Annotated in this window: 8 protein-coding genes; 4 read left to right on the forward strand and 4 right to left on the reverse strand. The window is 41.6% G+C overall.

Translation table 11 applies throughout. The features are described from left to right. The first annotated feature begins 54 nt into the window (after positions 1-54). The 4 genes from CH365_RS00545 to CH365_RS00560 are packed head-to-tail and all read left to right on the forward strand — an operon-like array spanning position 55 to position 4,890. Positions 55-2,841, forward strand: coding sequence for a methyl-accepting chemotaxis protein (locus CH365_RS00545; RefSeq protein ID WP_100767003.1), 2,787 nt, complete (start codon positions 55-57; stop codon positions 2,839-2,841). Between the two features lie 9 nt (positions 2,842-2,850). Beyond that, positions 2,851-3,360: a chemotaxis protein CheW gene (locus CH365_RS00550; protein ID WP_100766662.1), complete on the forward strand. Its 510-nt coding sequence runs from the start codon at positions 2,851-2,853 to the stop codon at positions 3,358-3,360. Positions 3,361-3,363: 3 nt separating this feature from the next. Beyond that, complete coding sequence (locus CH365_RS00555) at positions 3,364-3,855, forward strand: chemotaxis protein CheD (RefSeq protein ID WP_100766663.1); 492 nt, start codon at positions 3,364-3,366, stop codon at positions 3,853-3,855. A gap of 6 nt (positions 3,856-3,861) precedes the next feature. Then, entirely contained in the window at positions 3,862-4,890 is a 1,029-nt protein-coding gene (locus CH365_RS00560; RefSeq protein ID WP_100766664.1) for a protein-glutamate methylesterase/protein-glutamine glutaminase, read from the forward strand. Positions 4,891-4,917: 27 nt separating this feature from the next. On the opposite strand, the gene CH365_RS00565 is transcribed toward CH365_RS00560, so the two are convergent. The 4 genes from CH365_RS00565 to CH365_RS00580 all read right to left on the reverse strand — a co-directional run bounded on the left by CH365_RS00565 (position 4,918) and on the right by CH365_RS00580 (position 12,408). Beyond that, positions 4,918-7,659, reverse strand: coding sequence for an ATP-binding protein (locus CH365_RS00565; protein WP_100766665.1), 2,742 nt, complete (start codon positions 7,657-7,659; stop codon positions 4,918-4,920). A gap of 6 nt (positions 7,660-7,665) precedes the next feature. Beyond that, on the reverse strand, positions 7,666-9,318 hold the full coding sequence (locus CH365_RS00570) for an acyl-CoA carboxylase subunit beta (RefSeq protein WP_100766666.1): 1,653 nt from the start codon (positions 9,316-9,318) through the stop codon (positions 7,666-7,668). A 65-nt stretch (positions 9,319-9,383) separates the two neighbouring features. Further along, positions 9,384-9,713: an STAS domain-containing protein gene (locus tag CH365_RS00575; RefSeq protein WP_100766667.1), complete on the reverse strand. Its 330-nt coding sequence runs from the start codon at positions 9,711-9,713 to the stop codon at positions 9,384-9,386. Between the two features lie 13 nt (positions 9,714-9,726). Next, positions 9,727-12,408, reverse strand: a complete 2,682-nt coding sequence (locus CH365_RS00580) for a SpoIIE family protein phosphatase (protein ID WP_425268530.1) — start codon at positions 12,406-12,408, stop codon at positions 9,727-9,729. Positions 12,409-12,420 lie beyond the last annotated feature (12 nt).

The following is a 12,420-nucleotide window of genomic DNA, read 5'->3' on the forward strand; positions in this document are numbered from 1 at the left end:
TGGTCTATATTGTTGGGAATAGTTCTAACATTCGGATCTGCAGGTTGGAGTTATATGTATGATCATGGCTTCGAGAACGGATCCTCGGATAAAATTTCGATTTCTTCCGAAACGATACATTCGGAATTAAAAGATTACGAATCCAATTTCTATTCTTTATTCCTTCCCGGTCAAAGTAAAGATTCTCTTTCTTCTAAATTAGAAAATCTTAAGACGATACAATCTACAATTATATCCGATCTAAAAGGTTTTTCAGTAGGTTTAAAAAATCCGGAAGATCTGCAACAATTCCAAAAAGATCTAGAATCTCTTCAGGAAAGTATCCTTGCCGCAAAAGGAATTTTGGGAATTCAGGCAAAAGATACAAGGGAGAATTTTCTAAATCAAGTTTCTGAAAATTCCCTACCTAAATTAGAAAAACTGAAATTCGATTGGGAAAAATCGAGATCTTCACTATCTGTTCCTGTCCAGAAAGAAGTTCCAGTATATTATCATTTTCTGTTCGCGATATTCGGGACTCTTCTTTTGCCCGCCTTGGTGATTTATCTAAAACCTTTCTCTTCCGGAAGTATTGTTTCGAATAGCAAGTCTGATTCAGAGGAGCTTATTCGAATCAGAACAGCTTTGGATAATGTGACTACAAATATCATGATGGCGGATCAAAATTTAAAGGTCACATACATGAACAAGTCCATTCGTAAAATGTTCGGGAATGCGGAGGAAGATATCAAAAAACAACTCAGCCAATTTCGTATGGAATCTTTGATGGGCTCGAATATCGATAGTTACCATAAGAATCCGGCTCACCAAAGAGGTATCTTGAAGGAACTAAACCAAACATTCCGTTCCAACATAGAGATTGGCGGCAGAAGTTTCGATCTGATAGCTAATCCTATTTTGACAGAATCCGGAGATAGACTGGGAGCTGTAGTTGAATGGGCGGATGTTACCGAGCAAAAGAAATTGTTGGAGGTTCGACGCCAGGAAAATGAAGAGCTTACTCGTATCAAAGTGGCTTTGGATAATACCAGTACGAATATTATGATCGCAGATACTCATCTGAATATCAAATATATGAACAAAGCGATCGTTAAGATGTTTGAGATAGGTGAAACTGATATTAGAAAACAGCTCAACAATTTCCATTTAAATAAATTACTTGGATCGAATATAGACTCTTATCACAAAAACCCAGCTCACCAAAGAGGTATACTCGGCTCATTTACTAACACTTTCAAATCGAGTATAGAAATTGGAGGCAGAACATTCGATCTGATTGCTAACCCTATTCTCACCGAAAACGGAGACCGACTAGGAGCCGTGGTAGAATGGTCCGACGTAACAGAACAGAAAAAAGTAGCGGAAGTCCGCAAATTGGAAAATGAAGAGCTAACTCGTATCAAAGTGGCTTTAGACAATGCCTCCACCAATGTGATGATCGCTGATAATGATTTTAACATCAAATATATGAATAAAGCCGTATATAAGATGTTCCAGAACGGCGAAGGAGATATTAGAAAACAATTAAGCTCGTTTAATTTGCAAAGTCTCCTTGGAACCAATATTGATACTTTCCATAAGAATCCGGCTCACCAAAGAAATTTAGTCGGAAATCTGACCTCTACTTACGAGTCTTCGATTGTGATCGGAGGAAGGACTTTTACCCTAATTGCTAACCCTATCTTGAGTTCTGAAGGGCAAAGACTGGGAGCTGTGGTGGAATGGTCCGATATTACCGGAGAGCTTGCTGTTCAAAAGGAAATCGAAGAAATCGTAGGTGCCGCGGCTAAAGGGGATTTTAAAACCAGAGTACGGCTAGAAGGAAAAGACGGTTTCTTTAGAAGTTTAGGAGAAGGTATCAATTCCTTCTTACAAGTCAGCGAAACCGGATTGAATGAAGTGGTAGACGCCTTGGAAAGACTCGCTAACGGAGATCTGACTTCCAAGATAGAGAATGACTATTATGGAACATTCGGAAAACTGAAAGAATACGGAAACACCACAGTCGACAAACTGAACGAGATCATGGGTGATATCGTTATGAAGGCAGGCAGTTTAGTCGGCTCTGCGGGAGAAGTTTCCTCTACCGCAAATTCTCTTAGCCAAGGTGCTTCCGAACAGGCAGCATCAGTAGAACAAACTACTTCATCCTTGGAAGAGATGACTGCTTCTATCGATCAGAATGCAAGCAATTCCAAACAGACAGAGCAGATTGCAAGTCAGTCTTCTAAAGATGCAGAAGATGGAGGTAAGTCAGTAACCGAAACAGTGACTGCTATGAAACAGATTGCTGAAAAAATTTCCATCATAGAAGATATAGCTTATCAGACAAACCTACTCGCTCTGAATGCAGCAATTGAGGCCGCAAGAGCAGGAGAACATGGTAGAGGATTTGCTGTAGTAGCTTCTGAGGTTCGGAAATTAGCAGAACGAAGCCAGAAATCTGCAAATGAGATCTCGGGTCTTGCTGTGTCTTCGGTAGCAATCGCAGAAAAAGCAGGAAAACTCATCAATGAGATCGTTCCGAATATTAGAAAAACTGCAGATTTAGTACAAGAGATCACCGCTTCTAGCGAGGAACAGGCTTCGGGTGTGATAGAGATCAATAAGGCAATGGGACAGTTGGATCAGGTTTCCCAGCAAAATGCATCCGCTTCCGAAGAGTTAGCTGCCATTGCAGAAGAGATGAATAGCCAAGCAGAATCACTAAGAGAATCCGTACTATTCTTCCGTTTGAACAAAGAGTCGCAGACAAGAGAAAGTTCCGGTAACGGGTCCAAAAGTTTAGCATCGGTGAGAACTGTAAGTATCCCAGACAAACCTAAATTTGAAAAATACTGAGGTGTCGTAATGAGCACTTTCGAAGACAACCAGTATTTGACCTTTAAGATCGGAGAGGAAACTTTCGGGATCGGGCTTTTGAATGTAAAAGAAATCCTAGAATACACTCATGTTACCACGGTTCCGATGATGCCTTCTTTTATCCCGGGGGTAATCAATCTAAGAGGAAATGTGGTCCCAGTTTTGGACGTATGTGATAAGTTTTTCAGGAAAAAACATTCTCCAGATAAAAGAACCTGTATCGTGATCGTAGAAGTTCCCGAATCAGTAAACGGGGCTAGAATGGATATCGGCCTGATCGTTGAATCCGTATATGAGGTGTTGAGTATTCCTTCTTCCGAGATAGAACCTCCTCCCACATTCGGATCCAGGATACGTGTGGATTTTTTAGCGGGAATGGCAAGACAAGCCAGCGGATTCATTCTTTTACTAAACCTTCTCCGCTTATTGACGGTAGAAGAATTGACCGCATTGGAAGAAACAAAAGAAGAAGCGGCTAACGCAATTCCTGCCGGCTGAAAGATGGAGCCTGAAATCGTTCGGGATATCTTTCTGCAACCAGGAGGCTTTTACTGGGGGGAGAATGGAATAAGGATCCGCACTCTTTTAGGCTCCTGTGTCGCATTATGTTTTTGGCATCCATATTCGAAAGTGGGTGGAATGGCCCATATCATGTTACCTAAACGACCTCCTCATATTTCTGAACCTCATCCTAAATATGCGGACGATGCCTTGGAAAGTTTTCTCCAACAATTCCAAAAATTGGGAGAACGACCGGGAAGGTTCGTATGCAAAATTTTTGGTGGAGCTTCCATGTTTTCTCCGGAAGAGGATAAACTAGAAGAGGTGAAAAAGATCGTAGAAATAGGTGAAAAAAATGTGGAATCCGTCTTGGATCTGGTCCGTAAGGCAAATATAGATCTAACCGCCTCCAATATAGGAGGTAAATCCCACCGAAAAATATATTTCTCCCTTTGGGATGGAGAGGTGTATATGGAAAATCCTAAAAATTAGTATAACATGATATACGTATATATTATCGACGATTCTGCTGTAGTCCGATCCGTACTTAAACAAGTATTAGAAATGAATTCGGATATAACTGTAATCGGTTCATCTCCCGATCCTGTATTCGCTTTAGAAAAATTAGGAAAGTCGGAAAGATGGCCCGATGTGATCGTTCTGGATATCGAGATGCCTAGGATGGACGGGATCAGTTTTTTAAAGAAGATAATGCACACTCACCCTACTCCTATATTGATTTGCTCTTCTCTTGCGGAGGAATCCTCGGAAACCGCTTGGATCGCTTTGAAGGAAGGTGCAGTTGGAATTGTTACCAAACCCAAAATCGGTTTAAAAGATTTTTTGGAAGATTCCGCAGTTTATTTGGGAGAATGTATTCGTTCTGCATCTGTTTCTAAACTGAAACATCAAATTCCGGTTCCTTCTCCCAGACCGAACGGACTTGATTTTACAAAAATTGCAACTACCGATAGGATCGTGGCTATCGGGACTTCTACAGGAGGAACAATTGCATTGGAGGAAATTCTAACTTCTCTTCCCGCAAATAGTCCGGGTATAGTGATCGTTCAACATATGCCTGAAAAATTCACGGAAACATTTGCAAATCGTTTGGATAAAATCTGCAAAATTACAGTAAGAGAAGCTAAAGACGGAGACCGAATACAAGAAGGTATCGCACTTATTGCCCCAGGTAATAAACATATGGAAGTAGTAGGAAGTGGCGCTCAATTTATCGTAAGAATTACGGATGGACCACTCGTAAATCGTCATAGACCTTCGGTGGATGTATTATTTCATTCGGTCGCAAAACATGTGGGAAGAAATGCAAAAGCTTTCTTACTTACGGGAATGGGAGCAGATGGAGCTGCAGGTCTTTTGGAGATTAGGAAAGCCGGAGGAAGAACCATCGCTCAAGACGAAGCGAGTTCAGTAGTGTTCGGTATGCCCAGGGAAGCTATAGAAAGAGGAGCTGCGGAAAAAATACTTTCCTTAGGAGATGTTCCTTCCGAGATTCTCGCCGGTTAACCGACGAGAACCTTAGAAGATATAAACTTAAAGAAGAGAGAAAGTTACCTTATTCTTTCTATCTTGGATCTCTTCAGGAGTTTCGATCTTAACGACCTCATCCGGAACGATCTTAAAGATGGTTTGTCCTTTTTGGATAATCTTTCCATCGCTATCCTTCAGGATCACATCTTTGATGGTTCCCGAGAATGGAGCGGTGATTTTATTGAACATCTTCATTACTTCTACGATGAATAAAGGTTGGCCTGCTTTAAAATGTTCACCTTCTTTCACCATCGGAGGTAGATCCGGAGCTTCCTTAGAGTAGAACATTCCTCCCATTGGAGAAACGATCTCGTCGGAACTTGCTTTAGGAGCTGGAGCCAAAAATTTGATGAATGCGTCTCTTGTGTCCGCCTTCTTAAATTCTTCAGGGATCACCGGCTCTAAATTTTCATCCACGCCAAGTTTATAAAAACCGGATTTGTTTCCAAGGTTCGGAATAAGTTTTAGTAATTCCAATCCGATTTGGAAACCTTTATGGGAAGAAATCGCCTTGGTCCAAACACCAGCATCCACTCCGGCAGGAGCCTTTCCTGCAAATACGGAGTCCCAATCCGGAGAATCCTCTTTTTTGCCGGTAAGTTTTCCCAGTTCTTTATAAAAAGCTAATGCAGATTGTAAAACTGCTTGGTCATGGTCCCAGATCTGTTCGGAAGGAGATTGGTGTAATTCACCTTCCATATGCAGATAATAGTAAAGGTCGGAAAGAATATGGATTGGATTTCGCAACCAAACTACCTGATCTTTTTCGATCTTCCAGGAAACATTCTCATGATAACCTAAGAACCCTGCTAAAACATGAGCATCTGCAAGCAGTTCAGCCACAGGTCTTGTGATCAAGGTAAGCTTGCGAGAAAGAACTTTCTTTCCTTCTGCAGGAGCATTAGAAAGAAGTTTTGTCCAAGCGACTTCTAGATCCACATCTTTGCCTAGGCTCTCGAGAGCGCCCACTGCAGCAAGATAAGAGATCATAAATGCTGTAGAAGGTTTGAATAAAGGATCCTTTCCTAAGATCCAATGGATCAAGCCATAATGAACGAGCAAGTTGGTCTGTAAATCCTGACCTCTAAGTTCGGTCTTTCTAAGAATATTTCCGAGTTTACGAAGGTTATCCTCTCTACTGGTTCCGTAAGTGATCAAAAGTGCTATATTTGAATCATAAGCACCAGCTACTTTATAATGTACGAATAGACCGGTATCAGGATTTCTAACGGAAATCCCTTGGTCGTCCCTGATCTCTTCCGGTAAAGGTTTGGACCAGCCTAAGATTACTCCACCCGCGTGAGGTTGAATCGCCTTATTGGTAGCGTTGATACGAACTTCCGCTCCGGAAATATTTCGAACGACACGTTCCGGTTTAGGTAATCTTTTTCCGTGAAGAGCAAGAAGAGCCATTGCCTCGATCAAACTGTCTACGATAAAGAATTCGGATTTGTTTTCGGGATTGGTAAACTTCAAAGAATACACCATTTCGGTGACTCTATGTTCCACCTGGATCCTGGTGTTCATCTCCATGAAGAAGTGATTGGTTCCTTCTACGATCAACTCGAAAGTGGAAACGCTATTTAAAGCTACAGCTTCTCCGAATCTTTCGGATTGTTCTTCCATTTCTTTGAGAACTTGTAAGTCCGCCTTCATGATCTCCGCTTTTTTAGGAGATGTTTTTTCTAGAACGGCAATCTCGTTTTGTAGAAGTTCCTGAGTAAGAGAAATTTCCAGAAGTTTTTGTTCGTGCATTTGCACAGAACAGTCTCTTCCACCAAGAGCCAGGCACCATTCTCCGTTACCGATCAACTGGATCTCATTGTGTCTGGTTTTTTCGATATTTAATTCTATCAAAAAGTTCCTGTTGGAACCTGGAGCTGTTACTTTAGATTCTGATAGTATTTCTTGTACTGCAGTTTTTACTTCTTCCGGTTTAGAAACAACCCTCTGGCCTTTTCCACCACCACCGCCAACGTATTTAAAACGAATACGATTGCTTGGATATTTTTTCCAGATCTCTGCAGTTTCGATTTCTGCCTGAGCCTGTAATTCAGGAATGGTTACTAATTCGGTGATCTTTTCGTAACCTGCGTATAATAAGGCTTCAGCGTTTTCTTCCAAAGAGATAGAAGAATTATACGTATAGTTTAAACCCTTTTCTTTCGCAAGAGTAACTAACGCTTTTTCGTCCTTTGCTTTTTTAAGAAGGCAAGTAGCGGAGATTGTATCCACACCCGGAGTTACGGAAACATTCAGCTTGCGAGCGAGTTTTTTTGCCTCGTCCTTAGAACCCGCTTGGTGGGCTACATGAGAAGAAGGTCCCATAAAGGTAATTCCGCTCTCTTCGATTGCTTCGATGAATTCGGAATCTTCCGCCATAAATCCGTAACCTGCAAAGATATGAGTGTAACCATTATCTTTTGCAATTTGGATGATCTGTTTGATTCTAGCAGCTTTTTCTTCTGCGCCGGCTCCCATATAATCTGGAACCCTGTGGATATTGGAAGGGAATCTAAAATCCCTAAGCTCCGGAGCGAGTGCCATCGGATAAACGACTGAATCTTTTTCGGAAAGAAGAATACCATATTCTCTGATCCCGATCTGGTCGAAAATTTCCATTGCCTCTTTTCGAACTGGGCCCCGGCAAACGATCAGACATTTGATCGTTTCTAAAGAGAAAGAATGGATCCAAGGAGAAGTAGATTCGCGAAATGTAATGCGCCGATTTTGGTAGTCGATCATCTTTGTTTACTCGAATTCCCTTTGAGGTCCGGACATCGGTCCGGGTTTGTAGTGTCGGATTAAATAATCTAAATTTTTATACAGAATGTTTCTGGTAGTTCCCGGAAGAACGATCCTGGAAACGGAACCTAAAGATAATGCTTCCTTAGGGTTCATTAGATCTTTCTCGTATTTTTGAGAAAGAAGCTGCAGTTTCTTATCCCTCGTCGCGGCGGCATCCTTTTCGGATGCACCATTCTTCAGATTTTCCTTATATTCTTTTTGGATCGCAGTGATCTCGTCTTTGTAAACGTAATCCTTACCTGCAGGTCCCATTACCGCGATTCTTGCGGTAGGGAGTGCAAACACCATGTCCGCACCAGTATGGTATGAGTTGAAACTTGCGTAAGCTCCACCGAATGCGTTTCTAATGATCAAGGTCAATCTTGGAGTGCGGATATCGATGATCGAATCCAGAAGTTTTCTTCCTTCGAGAACGATACCGTTCTGCTCCTGCTCTTTTCCAGGCAAGAATCCGGTGGTATCTTCTAAGAAGATTAAAGGAATATTATACACGTTACAGAAGCGGATAAATCTTGTACCTTTTCTTGCTGCACCGATATCTATCTGACCGGAAGAAACCGCAGAATTATTCGCAACAAATCCCACCACATGTCCGCCCAATCTACCGAATGCAGTAACCAGGTTTCTGGATCTTTGAGGTTGGATCTCGAAATACTGACCATGATCACAAATATTTTGGATATATAATGTGATATCGAATGGTGTGTTCATCCCCGTAGGAGAATTGAATGTCTTTTTAAATAAAATCTCTTCTTCGTAGATGAATCTATCAGTAGGATCGGACGTTGGATGGAAAGGTGCTGCACTGGAACTATTATCCGGAAGATAAGAAAGAAGTCTGAGTGCTGTTCTTAAAGCTCCTAACTCATCGTTAGTAACTAAGTCAACTACCCCACTCTGTCCGTGGACTTTTGGTCCTCCCAGATCATCAGCACTGATATCCTCACCCAAAACTGATTTAACAACTCCAGGTCCTGTCAATCCGAAGAATGTATTCTCCGGTTGGATCATAAAAGAACCTTGTCTTGGAAGATAAGCTCCACCACCTGCGTTAAATCCAAACATTAACATTAAGCTTGGAACTACACCGCTGATCTTTCTGAGCGCTGTAAACGCTTCCGAATATCCGTCTAGACCGCCCACTCCTGCAGGAACATAGGCACCTGCAGAGTCGTTCATTCCGATCAGAGGAATTCCATGCTCGCCTGCCATATAGATAAGTCTTGCGAGTTTGTTTCCGTTAGTAGCATCCATGGACCCCGCTCTGAGAGTGAAGTCATGTCCGTAGATCGCTACGTCCCTTCCGTTAATATTTAAAATACCGGTAATTAAGGAAGCCCCGTCTAAATTTTTTCCCCAGTTCTGGTAGAGAATATTAGGCTCTGAATTGGTAAGGACTTTGATCCTTTCCCAAACAGTCATTCTTCCTTTAGAATGTTGTACTAGGATCCTATCTGTCCCTCCTCCTTGAAGAGGTTTTTCCAGTAACTCTTTGCCCATTGCATTGGCATCGTCGTAAATACTGGAAACGGGTTGGGATTCCGATTGGTTAGAAGATTGAAACGGATTATCTATAGAGTACGCTTGTTCCGACATACGGTACACAGTTTTTAGAGAAAGGCCAGGGAGGAAAGCTAAAAACCGCGGTTTGGCAAACGGATTTATTGCAGGCTAGAATCCACGGTATCATAGATCTTAAAAAGGGAATCCATATCTATGATCTCAAAAACCTTACGAACTGCGGGGCGTAAAGCTGCAAGTTTAAGCTGTATTTCTCTTTCTTTACAAACTCTTAAGGAACCAACGATGACTCTTAAACCTGCGGAAGAAACGAACTCTACGTTGGACATATCCAAGACGATATTGGATTCTGTAGCTTTTCGAATATGATCCATGAATGCTTGTTCGATCCTATGTGTATTATGAACGTCCATATTCCCGATAAGATGGATCACTCTAGAGTTCCCTTTTATTTCTACCGTCAGTTCCATTTTGCCCCCATCGTCAGCGGAAAAATTTTTGGAGAGTGAGTATGTTTCTTCCCTCTTCCATTTTATAATCCACCACGTCCATCAGTGTCTCAATCAGATACACACCGAATCCGCCTTTTCTTTTTCCGGAGAGATTTTCCTCTATGGACGGGTCTTTCACATTCGTTCTGTCAAATCCTTTTCCGGAATCAGTCAGCACGATCGTGATAGAATCTTCAGTGAACCGAATTTTACAATCGAATTTCGGATTTCTGAGCAGAGTATCTTTGTACCCGTGCATTACGATATTGGTAGCCGCCTCGTCCCCCGCCAAAAGAATATCGTCTCTTAAGAAATCCGGCAGATTTCTGACCTTGATCGCATCATATATAAATTCTCGGAAGATAGGAATTTGTCCGGTATTTGCATCGAAAGTCCTGAAAAATTGGAAATCATTATTGTACTTCAATAGAAGCACTGTAAAATCGTCGAAAGGTTCTTTTCCGGATGAAAAAGAACGGATCGTAGCGTACAATTCTTCCACAATTTTTTGGGCAGGAAGATGTCTTCTGGATTTGATTTCTTCTATCATTCTTTCCAGACCGAATTCATTTCCTTGGGCGTCTTTTTCTTCTACCGCTCCATCCGTATAGAGAACGAAAATATCTCCGGGTTTGACTGTAAAATTTCCACCCTTATATTTTGCGGTCGGGATCACACCAAGTGGAGGTCCCTGTCCTTTTAATAATTCGTAAGAGCCATCTTCTTTGATCCAGACCTGGTCATTATGACCTGCGGACGCATACTCTATCGTGAACATGGATGGATTATAATGAATGAAGAATGCAGTAACGAACATTCCAAAATGAGAATCTTCGAAAATCAGCTCGTTTCCTTGTCTTAAAATTTCTTCCGGAGTTAGATCATGGTTTCTGGCAAGAGTTCGAATGATAGAAGAACTCATCGCCATAAAGAGTGCTGCCGGCAGACTTTTGCCGGAAACGTCTGCGATCAAAAAAGAATATTGACCATCGCTGTACTGGTAATAATCGTAAAAATCTCCGGATACGTCCTTTGCAGGCACAGAAAGAATTCCCAAATCGAAGTTAGAATGAAATACTTTTTCGGAAGGAAGAATATTCTGCTGGATCTTCCGAGTAATTTCCATCTCCTGTTGGATCGCTTTTTTCTCCAACATCTCCGTTCTAAGACGGAAAGCTTCAAATCCCTTGGTAAACTGGGAAGCCATTGTCTGCAATAATCGGAAATCCGAGTCCTGATAAGAAAGTTTATCCTTTCTATCAGCGACAGTCAAGGCCCCATAAGGCTCTCCGCTGGATAAGAATAATGGAACAATAATATAAGAACCTTTTAAATATCTTCTGTCTAACTCATGAGGAAACGGTTGGTCCAAAATATCTCTTTTTAGGACCGGAAGACCTTCTTTAATACTGGATAAAACCTGGGTTCCGAAAATTTCCTCTTCCAATACCCGGTCTATCTTTTCGGCTTTCCCGTCGTAATAAGCACAATTGATAAAATTTTCTTTCGAAAGACTGTATAAGAAGATACCAGCGACACTCGCATCCAATTCTCGAATGATCAAGCGGATGGATTTTCTCACCAAGCCTAATCTATTCGTGGAAAGGCTGACTGCTTGGGATAAGTCGAATAAAGACTCTAACTCCGAAACTTTTTTACGAAGATCCTTGTTTGCATTCTCTAAGTTTTGGAGAAGTCCAGTCTTCTGAATGGCTAACGCAGAAGTTCCTGAAAAACTTAAGAAAAGTTCCAGATCTTCTCCTGTAAACGTTTCTCTGTCTACAGTATTGATTGCTTCGATTACACCGATGACTTCGTCGTTTGCGACCAAGGGTGCAGCCATAATATTACGAGTAGTGAATTGAGAAGCCTTATCTACTTCTTTATAAACACGATCATCATTTTGAGCATCATTGATGATCATAGGCTTACGTTCTCGAACGACTAATCCAGCCACACCTTTTCCAACAGGAACCTGCATTTTTGTGACTGCTTCACTTTTTTCGCCAAGCACTGTGTGGAAATAGAGATATTCTTTGGATTCATCCAAAAGAAGAACACTACATGCTTCCGTTCTGAATACTGTTTTAGAAGAAAGCATGATAGCTTCTAATAATTGAGAAAGATCTAAAGAAGAATTGATGAGCCCTGATACACGGATCACTTCCGTTAGAAGGAAGTCAAAACGTTCTGATTGCCTTTTTGCTTGAGCTGCTTCTAATACTAACTGAGTGGTAGCGAGTAAGGAAAGAGTGACAAGGGAAGCATCTCCGGATACATGAGATTCTTTTAATAATCTTCCTACGGTTTTACATGTAGTACGAAGAAGTTCAAAATCGGTTTTGGAAAAACGATCCGCAGTGGTCTTACCTTGCAAAACCAAAACGGCATAACTAGCACGATTTGCCTTTAAACTGGAATCCAGATCGTCTACTTTCAATCTGCAAACCAAAAGTGGATAACTACTTGGTGCTTTTGCCCAAGGAGGTGTTTTACCTTTTTCTAAAAGTAGATCTTTTCCGGATTGGGAGAATGCCCAGTGTGCAGCTTCGATCAGTTCTCTTTCATTACGACCGGAGATCTGTCTTATATTGGCGGCTTCTGTTGTGGAAAATATACCGCCTAGATCTGCATGAGTGAGTGCAATCGCCTCCCTCAGGAAACTATCAAAGATAGAGGAGACCCC

It is taken from the genome of Leptospira neocaledonica (assembly GCF_002812205.1).
GTDB lineage: Bacteria > Spirochaetota > Leptospiria > Leptospirales > Leptospiraceae > Leptospira_B > Leptospira_B neocaledonica.

Bases quoted from the DNA above. Each gene is read 5' to 3' on its own strand.
- CH365_RS00570 (WP_100766666.1), bottom strand. From the start codon at position 9,318: ATGTCGGAACAAGCGTACTCTATAGATAATCCGTTTCAATCTTCTAAC.
- CH365_RS00555 (WP_100766663.1), top strand. From the start codon at position 3,364: ATGGAGCCTGAAATCGTTCGGGATATCTTTCTGCAACCAGGAGGCTTT.
- CH365_RS00545 (WP_100767003.1), top strand. From the start codon at position 55: ATGTATGATCATGGCTTCGAGAACGGATCCTCGGATAAAATTTCGATT.
- CH365_RS00565 (WP_100766665.1), bottom strand. From the start codon at position 7,659: ATGATCGACTACCAAAATCGGCGCATTACATTTCGCGAATCTACTTCT.
- CH365_RS00550 (WP_100766662.1), top strand. From the start codon at position 2,851: ATGAGCACTTTCGAAGACAACCAGTATTTGACCTTTAAGATCGGAGAG.
- CH365_RS00575 (WP_100766667.1), bottom strand. From the start codon at position 9,713: ATGGAACTGACGGTAGAAATAAAAGGGAACTCTAGAGTGATCCATCTT.
- CH365_RS00560 (WP_100766664.1), top strand. From the start codon at position 3,862: ATGATATACGTATATATTATCGACGATTCTGCTGTAGTCCGATCCGTA.